This window comes from Pseudomonas sp. S32, assembly GCF_016648095.1.
Taxonomy (GTDB): Bacteria; Pseudomonadota; Gammaproteobacteria; order Pseudomonadales; family Pseudomonadaceae; genus Aquipseudomonas; species Aquipseudomonas parafulva.
Genome location: NZ_JACVVF010000025.1, coordinates 36,009 through 56,174, shown reverse-complemented (window position 1 = coordinate 56,174; position 20,166 = coordinate 36,009). Strand labels below are relative to the sequence as shown.

The window sequence follows — 20,166 nt, the reverse complement described above, 5'->3', positions numbered from 1 at the left end:
GACCCCTTTTTCAGTAATAAGCCAGGTGAGCCTGCTTGACCAGGTCCTCGTAAAGGCGCGCATAGGGTTCAACGGCTTGGCACCAGTTGAATGGCTGCGTCATCGACAGGCAGCGCATGGCGTTGAGCAGGTCCTTCTTCTGGTAGATGTAGAAGGCGCGGCTCAGCGCTTCGCGGTAGCTTTCGACGGTCGATTCATTGAACAGGAAGCCAGTAACACCGTTCTCGATGGTGTCGGCCAGGCCGCCGGTGTTGCGGGCTACTGGCAGCGAGCCAAAGCGCTGGGCATACATCTGGCTCAGGCCGCAGGGCTCGTAGCGCGACGGCATGAGCAAGAAGTCGCTGCCGGCGAACATGCGCCGAGCATCGGTTTCGTTGAAGCCGATGCGTACCCCGATACGGCCCGGGTGGCGCAGGGCCAGCTCGCGCATGGCCTGCTCTTCTTCGGGCTCGCCGCGGCCGATGATCGCGATCTGGCCGCCTTGCTCGACAATGTATTCGGCAACACCCAAGGTCAGGTCCAGGCCTTTCTGGTAGACCAGGCGCGACACCACGGCAAACAACGGCCCTTCGGAAGGTTCCAGTTCGAACAGTTCACGCACCGCCTCGGCGTTGCGCGCCTTGCCGTCCCAGTCGTTGAGGCTGAAGTTGTGCTGCAGGTAGGTGTCGGTGGCGGCATCCCAGCTGTCATCGATACCGTTGGGGATACCCCCCAGCAGCCCCTGCTGGGCCTTGCTGGCCAAGAAGCCATCCAGGCCGCAGCCAAACTCCGGCGTGGTGATCTCCTGGGCGTAGGTGGCGCTGACGGTGGTGATGTGGCTGGAGTAAGCCAGGCCTGCCTTCAGGAACGACAGCTTGCCGTAGAACTCCATGCCTTCCTGCTGCATGGCGTGGTCGGGGATCGCCAGTTCCGGGCTGCAGGCACGGCTGTACACGCCCTGGTAGGCCAGGTTGTGGATGGTGAACAGGGTAGGGGTGCTCAGGCCGCGCCAGTGCATGTAGGCAGGCGCCAAACCGGCAGGCCAGTCGTGGGCATGTACCAGCTCGGGCTTCCAGTGGATCATGCCTTCACCGGCGGCAATTTCGGCGGCGGCCAGGCCCAGGCGGGCGAAACGGATATGGTTGTCCGGCCAGTCGCGGCCGTTTTCGGCAGCGTACGGGGTACCGGGGCGCTGGTACAGCTCAGGGCAGATCAGCACATAGATCACCAGGCCGTCGGGCAGGTCCATGCGCCCGATCTTGCAGGGGGGCAGGGCCGCGTGGCCGCCCAGTTCACCCACGATATGAATGGGGTTGTCGCTGTCCATCACCTGGGGGTAGCCGGGGATCAGCACCCGTACATCATGCAGGTGCGCCAGGGCGCGGGGCAGGGCGGCGGAGACGTCACCCAGGCCGCCGGTCTTCACCAGGTCGGCGATTTCCGAAGTCACGAACAGCACCTTGCGCTTGTTCGGGTTGTTCTGGCGCTGGGCGCCGGGTGCCTTGCCTGCCGGGGGGAGCTCCGGGATGAGCGGTTCGCGATGGTCCGTGGTGAACAAGGTAGCTACATGAGGCTCGACAGCGGCACTGATCATTCTTTCTCTCCATCCCTAAGCTTGGCCGGGTGCTGATAACGCGGCCGTATTACGTATATGTGATTCTCTCTGTTTCCGAATTCTGCGTACTGCATTCCATGCCCCTGGGTCATGCGCACGAGCGCGGCTCAATCGGCATTCCGGCCGAAAGGCAAATGGACTGTCTGGGGTGGGTGGGCCGAATGGGGGGAGATACCCATCCCTCTGGCCTACTTATTTCCTGACCTGCCGGCTTTCGTGAAAGTTCGACTTATTTTCGTCACTTACACCTCCAGCAAAAGCTGGGCCGACAATCGAGTGTAGGGTAGAAAATGTGACAAATGTGACCCGCTGGTCACTATTCTCAGGCCCCGTGCCAGACGCAAACGTTGGCGCTTGCGCCGCTTGCGCAAGCGGGCCTGTGCGCGGCCCATCCGAGGGCAAGCTGCGGTGCACTGAACATCATGGCTGCACTGTGATGGTGCGTGATAATGCTGGGTGGTCCGTGAAGCGGCGCATAGCTGTGTGCCGTTCGTCGCTGAACCCTCGCGCAGCGCGCTGGACTAATCTGAAAGGCTGAACTGTCGTCATCCATTCCAGAATCCAGAAGGGGAGCATCGGCTCATGCAATTGGGAATCGTCGGGCTAGGCCGCATGGGCGGCAATATCGCAAGGCGGCTGACGCGCGCCGGCCACCACACCGTGGTGCACGACCGCAACCTGGATGCCGTTACCGCGCTGGAAGGTGAGGGCAGCCAGGCTGCCCACGACCTGGGCGCATTGGTGGCACAACTGCAGGCACCCCGTGCGGTGTGGGTGATGTTGCCGGCAGGCGAGCCTACCGAACAGACCATCGCCCAGCTTGCCGACCTGCTGGAACCGGGGGATGCGATCATCGACGGCGGCAACACCTTCTACAAGGACGACATGCGCCGCGCCGCCGAGCTGGCCACGCGCGGGCTGCATTACCTGGACGTGGGCACGTCCGGTGGCGTGTGGGGGCTGGAGCGTGGCTACTGCATGATGATTGGCGGCGAAAAGGACGTGTTCGAGCGGCTGGAACCGCTGTTTCTGGCGCTCGCCCCTGGCGTGGGTGAAATCCCGCGTACCCATGGCCTGAGCGGTGAACACCAGCGTGCCGAGCACGGTTACATCCACGCTGGCCCGCCTGGCGCCGGGCACTACGTGAAAATGGTGCATAACGGCATCGAGTACGGGCTGATGCAGGCCTATGCCGAAGGCTTCGACCTGCTGCGCAGCAAGGGCGGTACCGAATTGCCCGAGGACCAGCGCTTCGACCTGAACGTTGCGGAAATTGCCGAAGTGTGGCGACGCGGCAGCGTGGTGACGTCCTGGCTGCTGGACCTCACCGCCGATGCGCTGGCGGCCGACCCTCAGCTTGCCCAGTTCAGCGGCTCGGTGTCGGACAGCGGCGAAGGGCGCTGGACGGTCGATGCCGCAGTGGAGCAGGCGGTGCCGGTGCCGGTGCTGTCCAGCGCGCTGTTCGCACGGTTCCGCTCCCGGCAGCAACAGGGTACCTACGGTGACAAAGTGCTCTCGGCCATGCGCCTGGGGTTTGGTGGCCACGTCGAGAAAAAACCTGAATGAGCAAAAAACAGAAAACTCCCGCTGCCCCACCGTGCACCCTGTTTCTGTTTGGCGCCAATGGCGACCTGGTAAAGCGCCTGCTGATGCCGGCGCTGTACAACCTCAGCCGTGACGGCCTGTTGGACCGCAACCTGCGCATTGTGGGCGTGGACCACAACACTGCCACCGCCGAGGAATTTGCCGAACGCCTGCACACCTTCATCGCCGAGCGCGACAAGGGCGGTGAAGGTGCGCCTGCCAGCCTGGACGAAACCCTCTGGGCCGGCCTGGCCAAACGCCTGGACTACCAGACCGGCGATTTCATGGACCCGGCCACGTACCAGGCCATTGCCGAGCGGGTCAACAAGACCCGCCACGGCAACGCCATTTTCTACCTCGCCACCTCACCGCGCTTTTTCCCCGAAGTGGCCCAGCGGCTGGGTGAGGCGGGCCTGCTGGATGAATCGGGCGGTGGTTTTCGCCGCCTGGTGGTGGAAAAACCCTTCGGCACCGACCTGGCCAGCGCCCAGGCGCTCAATGCCTGCCTGTTGAAGGTAATGGACGAGCGGCAGATCTACCGCATCGACCACTTCCTGGGCAAGGAAACGGTGCAGAACATCATGGTCAGCCGGTTTTCCAACGGCCTGTTCGAATCGTTCTGGAACAACCACTACATCGATCACATCCAGATCACGGCGGCTGAAACCGTGGGTGTAGAAACCCGGGGGGCCTTCTACGACAGCACTGGCGCGTTGCGTGACATGGTACCCAACCACCTGTTCCAGCTGCTGGCAATGGTTGCCATGGAGCCGCCTGCCGCATTTGCCGCGGACGCCGTGCGCGGCGAAAAAGCCAAGGTCATCGGTGCCATCCGGCCCTGGTCCACCAAGATGGCATTGAAGAACTCCGTGCGTGGCCAGTACGTGGCTGGCAAGCAGGGGCGCAAGCAGATTGCCGGGTACCGCCAGGAGGAGAACGTTGCCGAGGATAGCCAGACCGAGACCTTCGTCGCGCTGAAGGTGATGATCGACAACTGGCGCTGGGCGGGTGTGCCGTTCTACCTGCGCACGGGCAAACGCATGAGCGTGCGTGACACCGAAATCGCCATCTGCTTCAAGCCTGCGCCTTATGCCCAGTTCCGAGAGTCGGAGCTGGAGCGGCCCAAGCCCAACTACCTGAAAATCCAGATCCAGCCCAACGAGGGCATGTGGTTCGACCTGCAGGCCAAACGCCCTGGCCCCGAGCTGGTGATGGAGAACGTGGAGCTGGGCTTTGCCTACAAGGACTACTTCAAGATGACCCCTGCCACCGGCTACGAAACGTTGATCTACGACTGCCTCACCGGCGACCAGACGTTGTTCCAGCGCGCCGACAACATCGAGAACGGCTGGCGGGCGGTGCAGCCGTTTCTGGATGCCTGGGCAGCGGGCGGCGAGGTGCACGATTACGCGGCAGGGGAAGATGGGCCCGAAGCGGGCAATGAGTTGCTCGTCCGCGACAAGCGCGAGTGGCACCGCTTGGGTTGAGCCCAACAGCAATCACACACAGGAGCCTCAATGCCCGCTCATATTGAAGACTACGCCCTGCTGGGCAACTGCCGCAGTGCTGCCCTGGTCAGCAAGGACGGCTCGATCGACTGGCTGTGCCTGCCGCGTTTCGATGCCCCTGCGGTGTTCGCGGCGCTGCTGGGCAACGAAGAAAACGGCCGGTGGCGCCTGGCGCCGTGCGACCCCGTGGAGCACTGCAGCCGGCGCTACCTGGACGACACGCTGGTGCTGGAAACCACCTGGGTAACGGCCACCGGGCGTGCCCGTGTGCTGGACTTCATGCCGCTGGGTGAGGTCAATTCGGTGGTGCGCATCGTCGAGGGCATCAGCGGCGAAATCAACTTCGAGATGGACCTGGTGATGCGCTTCGACTACGGGCGCACGGTGCCCTGGGTCGAGCGCCTGGCGCCCCTTACCCTCAGCGCCGTGGCCGGGCCGGACCGGTTGATCCTGGCGACCAGCGTGCCGCCACACGCCCGCGATCACCACACCGGTGCGCGGTTCCGGGTGGGCGCTGGCGAGCGGCAGGTCTTCAGCCTGCGCCACCAGCTGTCGCACCTGCCGGTGCAGCCCGACCATGATGTCGACGCCTCGCTCAAGGACACGGTGGACCAGTGGGAAACCTTTGCTTTCCGTTGCCCGGAGGTGGGGCCGTACACCGCGCTGGTGCGCCGCTCGTTGCTGGTGCTCAAGGCCATGACCTACGCACCTACCGGGGGCATCGTCGCCGCAGTGACCACCTCACTGCCCGAGCGCCTGGGCGGGGAGCGTAACTGGGACTACCGCTTCTGCTGGCTGCGCGATGCCACCATGACCTTGCTGGCGTTCATGAACCTGGGTTACTTCGAAGAGGCGCAGGCGTGGCGCGAATGGTTGCTGCGCTCGGTGGCCGGCAACCCCGAGCAGATGCAGATCATGTACGGCCTGGCCGGTGAACGGGACTTGCAGGAGTACACCCTGCCGTGGCTGGCCGGTTACGAGCACTCCCAGCCGGTGCGCGTAGGCAACGCGGCATCGGCGCAAACCCAGCTGGACATCTATGGCGAGCTGGCCGACGCCATGAGCCAGGCCATTCGCGGCGGGCTGCCTCGGCACCCACGCAGTGCCGCCATCGCCCGGCTGATCCTGCCGTACCTCGAAAGCATCTGGCGTGACCCGGATGAAGGCATCTGGGAAGTGCGCGGCGGTCGGCAGCACTTTGTGCACTCCAAGGTCATGGCCTGGGTGGCGTTCGACCGTGCCGCCGGGCTCGCCGAAACCACGGAAGAAGGCCGCGAACAGGCCCGCCATTACCGCCAGGTGGCCGACCAGATCCACCAGGAGGTGTGCGAGCAGGGCCTGGATGCCGGGGGCAGTCACTTCGTCCAGGCGTATGGTTCTGCCGAAATGGACGCCAGCCTGTTGCACATTGCCCTGACCGGCTTCCTGCCCGCAGAGGACCCACGTTTTCTGCGCACGCTGGAGCAGATCGAGCAGCGCCTGCTGAAAAACGGCCTGCTGCTGCGCTATGACACCGACAGCTGCGGTGACGGCCTGACTGCAGGCGAGGGCACGTTCCTGGTGTGTTCGTTCTGGCTGGCGGATGTGTATGTGCTGTTGGGGCGCCAGGCTGAAGCGCAGGCGCTGTATGAGCGGCTGACCGGCCTGTGCAATGACGTGGGGCTGCTGGCCGAGCAGTACGACCCGGCCGACCAGCGCATGCTGGGTAACTTCCCGCAGGCGTTCAGCCATATCGGCATTATCAATACGGCCATCAACTTGCACCGGGCACAGTGTCCGGCGCGGGACAGGGCGAGGTGTGGGTAGCAGACGTGGCCGCTTTGCGGCCTATCGCCCTACATGGGGTAACCTTGCGTATTACCTTCAGATGGCAGTGGGCTGATGGCCAACCACAAGATCGAGATACGCCGGCGTAACGTGCAAAAAATTCTGCAAGCGGCGGAAAAAGTGTTCGCCGAGCAGGGCTACGGCGGCACCTCCATGGGCGACATCGCCGAGCAGGCCGGGCTGCCGCGTTCCAACCTGCACTACTACTTCACCACCAAGGACGAGCTGTTCCGTGCCGTGCTGCAAGACTTGCTGGAGGAATGGAAGCAGGACGCCCAGTGCTTCGAGCATTTCGATGACCCGCGTGTGGTGCTGACCAGTTACATACGGGCGAAGATGGGCCATTCCCGGTCGCGGCCGCTGGGTTCGCGAATCTGGGCCGAGGAGATGCTGCACGGTGCCCCGGTGCTGGGCATCAACCTCAGCGAAAGCCTGGTGCCCTGGGCGCGGCTGAAGGAGGCCAAGATCCGCCGTTGGGTAGAAGAGGGGCGCATTCAGCCGGTGGAGCCGTCTGCGCTGCTGTACATGATCTGGGCTTCCACCCAGCACTATGCGGACTTCGGTTTCCAGGTAACCCTGCTCAACGGCGGCAAGCCGCTGTCTGACCGCGCCTTTGAAAGCGCGGTGCAGACAGTGACCTGCGTGATCCTGCGGGGCATCGGCCTGGAGCCCTGATGCGCAGGCTTGGCCTCAACTGGCCTCGCGGTAGGGGTTGCGTGGGTCCTGGGTCCAGTTCAGGTAGGGCTTGCCGGTGTCCTGGGCCACCATCTCGATGCAGTCCTGCACCGGGCAGGTGATCTGGCACAGGTTGCAGCCCACGCATTCTTCCTCGATCACCTGGTAAACATGGGTGCCATCCGCTGCAAGGGTGCTGGCGATCGCCTGGTGTGATGTGTCTTCGCAGGCGATGTGGCAGCGGCCACAGCCAATGCAGGTTTGCGGGTCGATGTGGGCAATGGACTTGTAGTTGATGTCCAGGTACTTCCAGTCAGTGGTGTGCCCCACCGCCTGGCCACGGAATGCGTCCAGGTCGCGATGCCCGTGCTGGTCCATCCAGCGCGCCAGCCCGTCCTTCATGTCTTCCACGATGCGAAAGCCATGCAGCATCGCCGCCGTGCACACTTGCACCGCGCCGCTGCCCAGGGCGATGAACTCGGCGGCATCCCGCCAACTGCCAATGCCCCCAATGCCGCAGATGGGCAGGCCGTGGGTCGCCGGGTCGCGGGCGATCTCTGCCACCATGTTCAGGGCAATCGGCTTTACCGCCGACCCGCAATAGCCGCCGTGGGTGCTCTGGTCGCCAACGATGGGGTGGGCCACCATGCGCTCCAGGTCGACGCTGGTGATGGAGTTGATGGTGTTGATCAACGACACCGCATCGGCCCCGCCCCGGTGCGCGGCGCGTGCCGACTGGCGGATGTCGGTGATGTTGGGCGTGAGCTTGACGATCACGGGTAGCGAGCAGTAGGCCTTGCACCAGCGCGTGACCATTTCCACGTACTCCGGCACCTGGCCCACCGCGGCGCCCATGCCGCGTTCGGGCATGCCGTGGGGGCAGCCGAAGTTCAGCTCGATCCCATCTGCACCGGTGGCTTCCACCAGGGGCAAAATGAATTTCCAGGCGTTTTCTTCGCACGGCACCATCAGCGACACGATCAGCGCCCGGTCAGGCCAGTCGCGCTTTACCTGGGTGATTTCACGCAGGTTGATTTCCAGCGAGCGGTCGGTGATCAGCTCGATATTGTTGATGCCTTGCACCACGCGGTTGGCGCCGTAGTGCGCCGAGTAGCGCGACGACACGTTCACCGCAGCAGGGTCTTCGCCCAGGGTCTTCCACACCACGCCGCCCCAGCCCGCCTCGAAGGCCCGTACCACGTTATAGGCTTTGTCGGTAGGCGGCGCTGACGCCAGCCAGAAGGGGTTGGGTGCCTTGATGCCGGCAAATTCGATCGACAGGTCAGCCATTACGCAGCCTCCACGTTGGTCATCAGTTGGGCATGGATGGCTTCAGCCGCCAGCTTGCCGTGTTGCACTGCCTGCACGGTGAGGTCCTGGCCCAGCGCGGTGCAGTCGCCGCCGGCATACACGCCCGGCAGGCTGGTGCGCATGTGCGCGTCTACCCGAATGCGCTCCCCCTCGCGTGCCAGCTGGGCGGCGGCCGGGTCGACCAGGCTGGCATTATCGAAGCCCTGGCCGATGGCCTTGAAAATGGCGTCGGCGGCCAGTTCGAAGGTTTCGCCCGTGTCGCTCAGGCGGCCCTCTGCCAGGGCGGTGCGGGCAAAGCGCATGCCGCGCACCTGCCCGGCTTCGTCCAGCAGCACGGTGTCGGGGCGTGCCCAGGTGTGCAGGCGCACCTGGTTGGCCTTGGCGATGGCCTGCTCGTGGTCCGTGGCGCCCATGTCGGCGTGGCCACGGCGGTACACCAGGTTGACGTCGCGTGCACCCAGGCGGCTCATTTGCACGGCCATGTCGATGGCGGTGTTGCCGGCGCCGATCACCAGGCAGCGGTCGGCCAGGGGCAACTGGCTCAGGTCATCGGCCTGGCGCAGTTCGCGGATGTAGTGGGTAGCTGGCAGCAGCCCTGGGGCATGTTCATCCGGCAGGCCCAAGTCGCGCACGGCATTCAGGCCCAGGCCCAGGAACACCGCGTCGTACTGCTTTCGCAGGCTGGCCAGGCTGAGGTTGCCGCCCAGGCGCTGGCCGTGGCGGATTTCGATACCGCCAATGCCCAGCAGAAATGCCACTTCACGCTGGGCATAGTCGTCCACCAGCTTGTAGCGGGCGATGCCGTATTCGTTCAGGCCGCCTGGCTTGTCACTGGCTTCAAACACCACCACCTCGTGCCCATGCAGAGCGAGGCGATGGGCGCACGACAGCCCAGCCGGGCCGGCACCGACCACGGCGATCCGTTTGCCGGTGGCCGGTGAGCGCCGAAACGGGTGTTCTGTGAAGTGCGCGTTATCCAGTGCATAGCGTTGCAACTGGCCGATCAATACGGGTGCGCATTCCTGGGCATTGTTCCGCACGCAGGCCTGCTGGCAGAGAATTTCGGTAGGGCATACGCGGGCGCAACTGCCGCCGAGGATGTTGGCCGAGAGAATGCGCTGGGCCGCCCCCTGGAGGTTCTCGTCGCTGATACGGTGGATGAACGACGGGATGTCGATTTCACTGGGGCAGGCATTGATGCACGGGGCGTCGTAGCAGTACAGGCAGCGCGCGCTTTCTACGGCGGCCTGGCGGGCGGTGAGGGGTGGGGCCAGGTCGCTGAAGCGCTCGGCCAGCTGGTCTGCACGGGCCTGGGGGCGCGGCAGATGGCTCAGGGGATCGATCACGGTGGTAGCCTCTTTTTTTTATGAGTGCAGACAACGCGAGGGTTGCGTGGCAGGTGCTCAGCGCTGCACGGGTGTTGGGCGCTGATGCTCGGCCCGACGTTCCAGTACCTCGTACACCGACGGGTACGCTGGGCGCTGCACGTAACGGCCCGCCCCGGCTTCGGCGCGCAGGTCACCATTGGCCCACACCACCTTGCCCTGGCTGATGGTGTGGCTGGGTATGCCACGTACCGTGCGCCCTTCGAAGATGTTGAAGTCCACGCGCTGGTGGTGGGTCTTGGCCGAGAGGGTGCGGGTGCCGTGCGGGTCCCATAGCACCAGGTCGGCGTCAGCCCCCACGCGCACGGCGCCCTTGCGGGGGAACAGGTTGAAGATTTTCGCCGTGTTGGTGGAGGTCAGCGCGACGAACTCGTGCATGGACAGGCGCCCGCTGTTCACCCCGGCATCCCACAACACGGCCATGCGGTCCTCGATGCCCGCAGTGCCATTGGGGATGCGGCTGAAGTCATCCCGCCCCATGGCTTTCTGCTCGGCGCAGAAGCAGCAATGGTCGGTGGCCGTGGTGTGCAGGTTGCCAGACTGCAGGCCGTGCCACAGGGCCTCCTGGTGTTCGCGTGGGCGGAACGGCGGGCTCATCACGTAGCCGGCGGCGGTCGCCCAGTCGGGGTCGCGGTACACACTGTCATCCAGCAGCAGATGGCCCGGCAGCACTTCACCGTAGACCGGTTGGCCCTTGCTGCGCGCATAGGTGATTTCGTCCAGGGCCTCGCGGCTGGAGATGTGCACGAGGTACAGCGGGGTGCCCAGGGTTTCGGCGATGCGGATGGCTCGGCTTGCCGCTTCTCCCTCAACCTGGGAGGGGCGCGACAGCGGGTGCGCTTCGGGCCCGGTCATGCCTTGGGCCAGCAGTTTTTTCTGCAGGTGGTACACCAGCTCGCCGTTTTCGGCATGCACGGTGGGCACCGCGCCCAGTTGCAGGCAGCGCTCGAAGCTGGCCACCAAGGTGTCGTCGGCGGCCATGATCGCGTTCTTGTACGCCATGAAGTGCTTGAAGCTGTTTACCCCATGCTGGCTCACCAGTTCGCCCATTTCTTCGGCCATCTGCTCGCTCCACCAGGTGATGGCGACGTGGAAGCCATAGTCGCTGGCGCTTTTCTGTGCCCAGCCGCGCCAGGTGTGGAAGGCCTCCAGCAGCGATTGCTGAGGGTTGGGGATGACGAAATCAATGATGGACGTGGTACCGCCCGCGAGCCCGGCAGCGGTGCCGCTGAAGAAGTCTTCGCTGGCCACCGTGCCCATGAACGGCAGTTGCATGTGGGTGTGCGGGTCGATGCCGCCGGGCATCAGGTACTGGCCGCTGCCATCGAGTACTTCGCAGTCGGTGGGCGCTTCAAGGTCTTGGCCGATGGCCTGGATCAGGCCCTCGGCACATAGCACATCGGCGGGGTAGCTTTCTTCGTGGGTAACCACGGTGGCGCCACGGATCAACAGGGGCATACCGTCTTCCTCGCAGGCTGACCGGTCTTGGCCGGTTCTTGGAATTGTCGGGGCAGGCCTGGCAGGGTTTGATCCTGTCAGGCCTGACAAGAATCGAGGCTAGATGCTGATTGCGCATTCAGCAAGAAATAATTCCCACGAATTTTGTGGTTTTTAAGTTGTTGAAAGTAAACAACAAATAATTATTTCGCGGTCTAGCATGCGGGTTTCAGAGGACATTGACTGACTTGACAAGATACAGATCTGGTCAAGATTTTAACCACATTCAGCGTGTGTACTCCGGCCATCGCATTAGCCCGATGAGCAAACAACTACAACAAATCTGGAGAATGCCCCATGCAACAGAGCAGATCGCAAGTGGTCGAGCAAAATGGCCTGTTCGAGCTGTGCGAGGGCAGCGATGTACTCGACAGCCCGCGCTACAACGCCGACATCGCACCTACCAAGGTGCACCAGCGCACCTGGAACAAATGGCACATCACTGCACTGTGGGTCGGCATGTCGGTGTGTGTGCCTACCTATACACTCGGGGGTGTGCTCACGGCCTATTTTGGCCTTAGCGTGGGCGAAGCGTTGATGGCCATCCTGTTGGCCAACCTGATCGTGCTGATTCCGCTGACGCTCAATGCGTTCCCCGGGACAAAGTACGGTATCCCGTTCCCGGTACTGCTGCGCTCGTCGTTTGGTGTGTTGGGTTCGAATGTACCGTGCCTGGTGCGGGCGGTGGTGGCCTGCGGCTGGTTCGGCATCCAGACCTTGTTCGGCGGGCTGGCCATCCACCTGTTCCTGGGCTCGGTGTTCGAGGGCTGGAAGGCCCTGGGCGGCACCGGCGAGGTGATCGGCTTCATGATTTTCTGGTGCCTGAACCTGTGGGTGGTGCTGCGCGGTGCCGAGTCGATCAAGTGGCTCGAAACCCTCTCGGCGCCGTTACTGGTGGCGGTGGGCCTGGGCCTGCTGGTATGGGCACTGCCGCACATGTCGATGACCGAACTGCTGGCCCAGCCGCCCAAGCGCCCTGAGGGGGCGAGCATGGTCGGGTACTTCTGCGCCGGGCTTACCGCCATGGTCGGTTTCTGGGCCACGCTGTCGCTGAACATACCGGATTTCAGCCGCTATGCACGCAGCCAGAAGGACCAGATTCTGGGGCAGATTTTCGGTTTGCCGCTGACCATGTTCCTGTTTGCGTCATTGGGCGTGGTACTCACGGCGGCTTCCGCGTCGCTGGTGGGCGAAACCGTGTCGGACCCGGTCAGCCTGATCGGCAAGATCCACAGCCCGTTCTGGGTGGCCCTGGCCATGGCGCTGATCGTGATAGCCACTCTGTCGACCAACACGGCGGCGAACATCGTCTCGCCCACCAACGACTTCCAGAACATTGCCCCGCGTTTGATTGGCCGCAGCCGGGCGGTATGGCTTACCGGCTTCATCGGCTTGGCCCTGATGGGCCACGAGTTGCTGAAGAAGCTGGGCTTGATTGTTTCCGACCTCAGCCTTGAAAGCGTGTATTCCAATTGGCTGCTGGGCTACTCCAGCCTGCTGGGGCCGATTGCCGGCATCATGGTGGTGGACTACTTCCTGGTGCGTCGCCAGCAGCTGGACCTGGCCGGGCTGTACCGTGACGACGTTTACCCGGCCTGGAACTGGGCCGGGTTTGCCGCCTTCGGCGTGCCGGTGGCATTGACCGTGATGGCCATCGGCAACAGCCGCTTCAGCTGGTTCTACGACTATGGCTGGTTCACCGGGTCGTTGCTCGGGGCCGCCTTGTATTACCTGTTCGCCGGGCTGGCCGCCCGCAGCCCTGCGCGGGTGGCCAAGCCGTTGCCTTGAAGCCGGCACACACACGCCGTGCGCCACGATCACAACAATGCCTGAGGATGAACCCGTGAACCCAGCCCAAGACATTCTGCAAAGCACTGACCAGCACGTCGACAGCGCACGCCTGTGGCAATCGCTGATGGACCTGGCCCGCCTGGGGGCCACTGCAAAAGGCGGTGTCTGCCGCCTGGCCCTGACCGACCTGGACCGCCAGGCCCGGGACCTGTTCGTGCAGTGGTGCGAAGAGGCCGGGTGCACGGTCAGCATCGATGGTGTAGGCAACCTGTTTGCCCGCCGCCCCGGGCGCAACCCGGCGCTGCCACCGGTGATGACGGGCAGCCACATCGATACGCAGCCCACTGGTGGCAAGTTCGATGGCTGCTTTGGGGTGATGGCTGGCCTGGAGGTGATCCGCACCCTCAACGACCTGGGCGTGGAAACCGAGGCGCCGCTGGAGGTGGTAGTGTGGACCAACGAAGAGGGCTCGCGTTTTGCGCCGTGCATGATGGGCTCAGGCGTGTTCGCCGGTAAATTCAGCCTGGCTGACACGTTGGCCAAGCGTGATGCCCAGGGCACAAGCGTCGGCGAGGCCCTGGGTGCCATAGGCTATGCCGGGCCCCGCAGCGTGACCGGCCACCCGGTGGGTGCGTACTTCGAGGCACATATCGAACAAGGCCCGATTCTGGAAGACCAGGCCAAAACCATCGGTGTGGTGCTGGGGGCGCTGGGCCAGAAGTGGTTCGACCTGACCTTGCGCGGGGTCGAAGCGCATGCCGGCCCCACCCCCATGCACCTGCGCAAGGACGCCCTGGTAGGTGCGGCGGCCGTGGTGCAGGCGGTGAACCGTACCGCGCTGGCTCACCAGCCCCACGCCTGCGGCACAGTGGGTTGTCTGCAGGCGTACCCGGGCTCGCGCAACGTGATACCTGGGGAGGTGCGCATGACCCTGGACTTCCGGCACCTTGAGGGTGAACGGCTGGATGCGATGATTGCTGAAGTGCGCGGGGTGATCGAGGCCACCTGTGCCACCCATGGCCTGGCCCATGAGCTGGTGCCTACGGCAGACTTCCCGGCCTTGTACTTCGACAAAGGTTGTGTCGACGCGGTGCGCCAGTCGGCCGAGGCGTTGGGTTTGCCGCACATGGACATCGTCAGCGGGGCGGGGCACGACGCGATCTTCCTGGCAGAGCTAGGCCCGGCAGGGATGATCTTCGTGCCCTGCGAGAATGGCATCAGCCACAACGAAATCGAGAACGCCACGGCGGAGGACTTGGCTGCGGGCTGTGCGGTGTTGCTGCGAGCGATGCTGGCGGCTTCCCAGGCGGTGGCCAAGGCGCAGCTGGCGGCCTAGTCAGGATGCTGGCACCAGCAAGCCATCGCGCCCCAAGTGATAGCGCTGCAGGTCGGCGGCCAAGGTCAGGTTGCCGCGATAATGCGCCTGGGCTTCGTGGCGTACGTCGTCGATGGAGGGGCTGCGTTGGGGGTCTGCCTGGTAGCGGGCGCTGAAGTGCGTCAGCACCAGGTTTCGGACGCCGGCGCTCTCGGCCATGTGCGCCACATCAGCGGCGGTGCTGTGGCCGTAGGTAACCCCTGTGCGCTCCACCGCCGGCTGGGTGAACGTGGCCTCGTGCACCAGTACGTCGGCATCGGCTGCCACCCCTGCCAGCAAGTCGGGGGTATCGTTATCCCCGCAGATGATGACCCGACGCGGTGCACGGCCCGGGCTGAGGTAATCGGCGGCATCCAGCGCACGTTCACCATGCTGCACAGGCAGGCCCTTTGCCAGATCCCCCCAGAGAGGGCCGCGCGGGATGCCTTCGGCGTCCAGGCGGTCGGTGTTCAGGCGCGGCTGCGGACACACTTCGTCGAATACATACCCCACACTGGGCACTCGATGGGAGAGCGCGACGGTGGTGACCTTGACCGTGCCGTTCTGCCAACCCTCGAAACCTTCCACCGCCAGTAGCCGCAGCTCGAAAGACAGGTGGCTGTCGGTGGCCGCAAGGCTCAGGCGCAGCCAAGGGTGCAGCGCCTCAGGCAACACCACGTCCAGGGGATCGCGCCGGCCATTCATGCTTGCACTGGACAACAGGCCGGGCAGGCCCAGGCAATGATCGCCATGCACATGGGTGATGAAAATGCCTGCCAGGTCCTGGGCGGACAACGGCGTGTGCAGCAGGCGGTGCTGGGTACCTTCACCACAGTCCACCAGGTACCAGCCTCTGCCCGTGGTTTCGAGCAGCGCTGTGGCGCTGACATTGCGGGCCTTGGTCGGCACTCCGGCCGAAGTGCCGAGAAACAGCAGGTCCATTCTTACTCCTGTGATGGCCGGCTTATGCCGGGGCGGTGTTCAGTTCATGGCCTTGGTATCAGCCTGGCGCCACACCAGCTTGCTGGTGTCGTAACCCTGTTCACGGGCGATGCCCAGCAACTGGTCGCGGGTCTGGTCGGGGATGGCGGGGGTGCGTGACAGCAGCCACAGGTATTCCCGGTTCGGGTGGCCTACCAGCGCCACGCGGTAGTCCTTGTCGTGGTACAGCACCCAGTACTCGCCCTTGGTCAGGTCCGGTGCCAGGCGGCTGAACCAGTTGTCGAAGCGTACCCACAGCTTGTCGGTACTGCCAGCCTGCTGGGCCTCGGCAATGCCCTTGGCCTCGTTCCACTCGCCGTCCTTCTCCTTGCAGCGGTTGGTGACGTCGATGCGGCCATCGGTGCGCAGGGCATAGTGGGCCTCGGACTGCACGCAGTTGCGCTGGAAGAACATTGGCAGGCGTGCCAGTTCGTACCAGGTGCCCTGGTAGCGTTGCAGGTCCACTTGCTGAGTGCGCGGCGGGGCGGGGTGATCGTTGCCGGCGCAGCCGTAAAGGGCCAGGGCCATGCAGGAAAGCATCAATGCCTTGCGTATCGCCATTGCGTTTCTCCCGGAAGTTGGGTGCCTGAATGTTTCGATGCCAGGCGCGAGCAAAAGTTGTGCGCAATCGCACGATGCACCAGTCCCGGTTTTGGCAGACGTGCAGCCACCTGCCTGGGTTACCATCGATGGCATCGCCTTATACCCACAGGAGTGTCGCCCATGGCCGAATACAGCGCGTTCAAGGTCGAACTGATCGACAACATCGCACACGTCCAGATCAACCGGCCTGAAAAGCTCAATGCCATGAATGCGGCATTCTGGGAGGAGATCATCGATATCTTCCAGTGGGTGGACGACACCGATGCCATACGGGTGGTGGTCATCAGTGGCGCCGGCAAGCACTTTTCTGCCGGCATCGACCTGGCGCTACTGGCGTCGGTGGCGGGCCAGCTGGGCAAGGATGTGGGGCGCAATGCGCGGCTGTTGCGCAAGACCATCCTGCGCATGCAGGCTTCGTTCAATGCGGTGGACCAATGCCGCAAGCCGGTACTGGCGGCGGTGCAGGGCTACTGCATCGGCGGGGCCATCGACCTGATATCAGCCTGCGACATGCGCTATTGCAGCGCTGACGCGCAGTTTTCCATCAAGGAAATCGACATGGGCATGGCGGCCGATGTCGGCACGCTGCAACGTTTGCCACGTATCATCAGCGACGGCATGATGCGAGAGCTGGCCTACACCGGGCGCAATGTGGAGGCTGACGAGGCGCTGCGCATTGGCCTGGTGAACCGCGTGTACGATGACGCTGCTACCCTGCTGGACGGGGTTTTTGCCATGGCCCGGGACATTGCCGCAAAATCGCCCATTGCCGTGGCCGGTACCAAGCACCTGCTCAGCTACATGCGTGACCACCGCGTTGACGACGGCCTCGACTACATCGCTACCTGGAACGCTGCGATGCTGCAGTCCGAAGACCTTCGGCTGGCGATGGCAGCGCACATGAGCAAACAGAAACCGACGTTCACCGACTGACAACCCGGGGGACGCGCCTTACAGGAACCCTGATATGTCAGCACGCTGGACCACTGCAGTACTCGACCCCCAGATCACCGGCGGCCTGGCAGTGGCCCGTAGCCCGGAAGGGTTTCTGGTGGCCGACGAGGGGGCAATGTTCCCCCGGGACTGGCTGAAACGCCAGGGCCTGGACGTGCTGTGTGAACACGGCATCGGCCATTTCGACGGCCAGCCAGTGTTCCTGCTGGAGCTGCACAGCGCAGCGGCCCTGCCAGGCTGCAGCTGGCGCAGCTTGCGTGCGTTCATGCTGGAGGGTGATTTCGACACCTACAAGGTGCTGGGCTATGCCGCACAGATTGGCACCTGGGCGCGGGAACACCGGTTCTGCGGCAGCTGCGGCCAGGCCATGACGCAAATCCGCTGGGAGCGGGCCATGCACTGTACGGCCTGCGACCTGCGCAGCTACCCGCGTATTTCACCGAGCATGATCGTGCTGGTGACCCGTGGCGATGAGATCCTGCTGGCACGCTCCCCGCGCTTTGTGGCCGGCGTATACAGCACCCTGGCAGGTTTCGCCGAGCCCGGCGAGTCGGCCGAGGATTGCCTGGTGCGCGAGGTACACGAAGAAGTGGCGGTGCAGGTGAAGAACATCCAGTACGTGGGCAGCCAGTGCTGGCCATTTCCCCACTCGATGATGCTGGGTTTTCACGCCGAGTACGCCGGTGGCGACATCGTGATGCAGCCTGATGAAATCGAGGATGCGCAGTGGTTCAGTGTGCACCACCTGCCACCGCTGCCGGCGGGCCGCTCCATCGCCCGCCACCTCATCGACCTGTACGTGGCGCGGCGGTTAGGCCTGCCCGAACCAGTGCTGCCACGCTAGGCGCACGGTCAGCGCCAGCACCACGGTGATGAACACGGGGCGGATGAACTTGCTGCCCCCGCTGATGGCGGTGCGCGCACCAAAGAACGCGCCGACCATCACCGACAGGCCCATGCACAGGCCCACGATGTAATCCACCTGCCCGGACAACACGAACACCGTCAGCGCTGCGATGTTGCTGACGAAGTTCATGCTGCGGGCCACGCCGCTGGCACGCACCAGGTCGATGGGGTACAGCAGCAGTGTACTCACCGTCCAGAATGCCCCGGTGCCGGGGCCGGCAACGCCGTCGTAGAAGCCCAGGGCCAGGCCCTGCGGCGCCTGCCACTTCTTGCTGATTGGCGCTTCGGCATCCAGCGGCGCCTTGGGCGTGCCGCCGAACAGCAGGTAGATGCCGCAGGCAAACACGATCACTGGCAGCATCTTGTTCAGCCATTCGGCCGGCATGTAGTGGGCCACCACTGCGCCCAGCAGCGCCCCGACCAAGGTGCCGAGCAATGCCCGCCGCCATTGCACCGGGTGGAACAGCTTGCGCCGGTAGTAGGTGAACCCCGCCGTGGCAGAGCCAAATGTGGAACTGAGCTTGTTGGTGCCCAGCACCAGGTGCGGCGGCATGCCAGCCGTGAGCAGGGCGGGGGTGGTCAGCAGGCCGCCACCGCCGGCGATGGCATCGATGAAACCGGCGACAAAGGCAACCAGGACCAGGATCAGTAGGGTGAGGGGTTCAACGGTGAGCTCGAAGGGCATGGCGTTCTGGCAGGCAGGGAGGCTGGGTGCGACAACAAGCCGCGTGCGAAGCAGCCCATGGTAATGCCGTGAAGGGGCCGGTGCCAGTGCCGAGTGCCTTGCAGAACACACACCATGCCGTTTGCTGGCCTCGTCACAGGAACCAGCGGTATTCCCGGGCGCTCACCTCTTGCATGAACGCCAGGTGATCCTGGCGCTTGTTTTCGCAGTACACCATCACGAACTCCTCCCCCAGGCCTTGTTTGGCCGCCGGGTGGTGCCGCATGGCGGCCACGGCGCTGAGCATGTCCGTGGGGAAATCGATGCCGCTGCTGCGGTCCTCATTCAGCGGGGCGATCGGTTCCTGCCTGGCATCCAGCCCTTGTTCCATGCCGCACAGGATGGCCGCCAGGACCAGGTAGGGGTTGGCATCGGCACCGGCAAGCCGGTGTTCGATGCGTAAATTGGCCGGGTCTGACTCCGGGATGCGGATGCATGCGTCGCGGTCTTCGAAGCCCCAACTGGCGCGGCTGGCCGCATTGACCATGGCGCCGTAGCGGCGGAAGGCGTTGTGGTTGGCAGCAAATATCGGCATGCAATGGGGCAGCAGTGCCAGGCAGCCGGCCACAGCGTGGCGAAGCGGGCGCTGGCCGCCCGCTGCCAGCAGGTTGCTGCCCGCTGCATCGTACAGGCTGACGTGCACATGCATGCCGCTGCCAGGTGCCTGCAGGTAGGGTTTACTCATGAACGAGGCGCGGTAGCCGTGTTTGAGCGCGACGCCACGGGTGCTGCGGCAGAACAGTGCGGCCCAGTCTGCCGCACGCAGGCCATCATCGCAGTGGCCAAAGTTGATCTCGAACTGGCCGGGGCCCAGTTCCGCGCTGATCACGTTGGCGTCCACGCCTTGCAGGTTGGCGGTGTCGACCATGTCGCGCAGCACGTCGCCAAAGCGCGACAGCCGCTCCATGTGCATGTTCGGCTGGTTATCCGCATCGCCTGTCAGGCTGTCGCGGGGGCACTGCGGCAAGCCGTCTTTCAGTGCGCGGTCGAACAGGTAGAACTCCAATTCGAATGCGACTACCGGGTGGATACCGCGCCGCGCCAGGCGTTGCAGCACCCTGGCCAGTACTTCGCGGGGTTCGAACTCGATGGGCGCGGGGGTGCCGTCGGTGGTGATCAGCATCTGCCCCAGCGCTTGCTGCTCCCAGGTCACCGGCTTGAGTGTGCCGGGTATCAGCCGGCGCACGGCATCCGGGTCGCCATCGCTGAAACAGTAGTCACCGATGGGGAACAAGCCGCCCTGTGCCCCTAGCAGCACGGCATTTTGTGGCAGCTTCAGGGGGCTGCCTGCAGCAACCTTTTCCAGCATGTCGATGGGGTAGCGCTTGCCGTAGAAGTGGCCAGGGATGTCGAGGCACAGCAGATCGACATAGCGTACCTCAGGGTAGTGCGCCCTGAACGCGCGCACTTCGCTGGGCAGGTCGGGGAAGTCGGTGGCGGTGTTGGCCGTGCTGTCCAAGCCTGAGCTCATG

16 protein-coding genes are annotated in these 20,166 nt (G+C 64.2%); 8 read left to right on the top strand and 8 right to left on the bottom strand.

All coding sequences use genetic code 11. The annotated features are described in order from the left end of the window. Positions 1–10: 10 nt before the first annotated feature. Positions 11–1,573 (bottom strand): glycogen synthase GlgA, encoded by a 1,563-nt coding sequence (gene glgA, locus IAE38_RS15230; RefSeq protein ID WP_060482920.1) that lies wholly within the window; start codon positions 1,571–1,573, stop codon positions 11–13. Positions 1,574–2,176: 603 nt separating this feature from the next. On the opposite strand from glgA, the gene gnd reads away from it, so the two are divergent. The 4 genes from gnd (at position 2,177) to IAE38_RS15210 (ending at position 7,188) form a co-directional block, all read left to right on the top strand. After that, positions 2,177–3,160 carry a phosphogluconate dehydrogenase (NAD(+)-dependent, decarboxylating) gene (gnd, locus tag IAE38_RS15225; RefSeq protein ID WP_201218178.1) on the top strand — a complete coding sequence of 328 codons (984 nt, stop codon included), beginning with the start codon at positions 2,177–2,179 and terminating at the stop codon, positions 3,158–3,160. Then, positions 3,157–4,665, top strand: coding sequence for a glucose-6-phosphate dehydrogenase (gene zwf, locus IAE38_RS15220; RefSeq protein ID WP_201164483.1), 1,509 nt, complete (start codon positions 3,157–3,159; stop codon positions 4,663–4,665). Before gnd ends, zwf begins: the two co-directional genes overlap by 4 nt. A 30-nt stretch (positions 4,666–4,695) precedes the next feature. Then, entirely contained in the window at positions 4,696–6,492 is a 1,797-nt protein-coding gene (locus tag IAE38_RS15215) for a glycoside hydrolase family 15 protein (protein WP_201164484.1), read from the top strand. A gap of 75 nt (positions 6,493–6,567) precedes the next feature. Then, a complete protein-coding gene (locus tag IAE38_RS15210; protein WP_060482923.1) occupies positions 6,568–7,188 on the top strand; it encodes a TetR/AcrR family transcriptional regulator in 621 nt (206 codons plus the stop codon). A 15-nt stretch (positions 7,189–7,203) separates the two neighbouring features. Here IAE38_RS15210 and preA read toward each other — a convergent pair whose 3' ends face one another. Genes preA through hydA form a run of 3 tightly spaced genes read right to left on the bottom strand, consistent with a single transcriptional unit; the run spans position 7,204 to position 11,342 of the window. Next, positions 7,204–8,478, bottom strand: coding sequence for an NAD-dependent dihydropyrimidine dehydrogenase subunit PreA (gene preA / locus IAE38_RS15205; protein WP_201218177.1), 1,275 nt, complete (start codon positions 8,476–8,478; stop codon positions 7,204–7,206). Beyond that, on the bottom strand, positions 8,478–9,845 hold the full coding sequence (locus tag IAE38_RS15200; protein ID WP_201218176.1) for an NAD(P)-dependent oxidoreductase: 1,368 nt from the start codon (positions 9,843–9,845) through the stop codon (positions 8,478–8,480). The genes preA and IAE38_RS15200 overlap by 1 nt, the downstream gene beginning before the upstream one ends. A 57-nt stretch (positions 9,846–9,902) precedes the next feature. After that, complete coding sequence (gene hydA, locus IAE38_RS15195; protein WP_201218174.1) at positions 9,903–11,342, bottom strand: dihydropyrimidinase; 1,440 nt, start codon at positions 11,340–11,342, stop codon at positions 9,903–9,905. 336 nt (positions 11,343–11,678) lie between these two features. Here hydA and IAE38_RS15190 point away from each other — a divergent pair, with 336 nt between their 5' ends. Together IAE38_RS15190 and IAE38_RS15185 are read left to right on the top strand one after the other, a co-directional pair. Continuing rightward, entirely contained in the window at positions 11,679–13,169 is a 1,491-nt protein-coding gene (locus tag IAE38_RS15190; RefSeq protein ID WP_201218173.1) for an NCS1 family nucleobase:cation symporter-1, read from the top strand. Positions 13,170–13,224: 55 nt separating this feature from the next. Then, entirely contained in the window at positions 13,225–14,508 is a 1,284-nt protein-coding gene (locus IAE38_RS15185) for a Zn-dependent hydrolase (protein ID WP_201218172.1), read from the top strand. Here IAE38_RS15185 and IAE38_RS15180 read toward each other — a convergent pair whose 3' ends face one another. Then, positions 14,509–15,468 carry an MBL fold metallo-hydrolase gene (locus tag IAE38_RS15180; protein ID WP_201218171.1) on the bottom strand — a complete coding sequence of 320 codons (960 nt, stop codon included), beginning with the start codon at positions 15,466–15,468 and terminating at the stop codon, positions 14,509–14,511. A gap of 39 nt (positions 15,469–15,507) precedes the next feature. Next, positions 15,508–16,068, bottom strand: coding sequence for a lipocalin family protein (locus IAE38_RS15175; RefSeq protein ID WP_060482929.1), 561 nt, complete (start codon positions 16,066–16,068; stop codon positions 15,508–15,510). Positions 16,069–16,230: 162 nt separating this feature from the next. Here IAE38_RS15175 and IAE38_RS15170 point away from each other — a divergent pair, with 162 nt between their 5' ends. Then, a complete protein-coding gene (locus IAE38_RS15170; protein ID WP_201164491.1) occupies positions 16,231–17,043 on the top strand; it encodes a crotonase/enoyl-CoA hydratase family protein in 813 nt (270 codons plus the stop codon). A 34-nt stretch (positions 17,044–17,077) separates the two neighbouring features. Continuing rightward, positions 17,078–17,908, top strand: coding sequence for an NAD(+) diphosphatase (gene nudC, locus IAE38_RS15165; protein ID WP_201218169.1), 831 nt, complete (start codon positions 17,078–17,080; stop codon positions 17,906–17,908). Here the strand turns inward: nudC and IAE38_RS15160 are convergent. Both IAE38_RS15160 and IAE38_RS15155 read right to left on the bottom strand, forming a co-directional pair. Then, complete coding sequence (locus IAE38_RS15160) at positions 17,876–18,655, bottom strand: TSUP family transporter (protein WP_028632330.1); 780 nt, start codon at positions 18,653–18,655, stop codon at positions 17,876–17,878. The genes nudC and IAE38_RS15160 overlap by 33 nt on opposite strands. 133 nt (positions 18,656–18,788) lie before the next feature. Next, positions 18,789–20,165, bottom strand: coding sequence for a glutamine synthetase family protein (locus IAE38_RS15155; RefSeq protein ID WP_201218168.1), 1,377 nt, complete (start codon positions 20,163–20,165; stop codon positions 18,789–18,791). Position 20,166 lies beyond the last annotated feature (1 nt).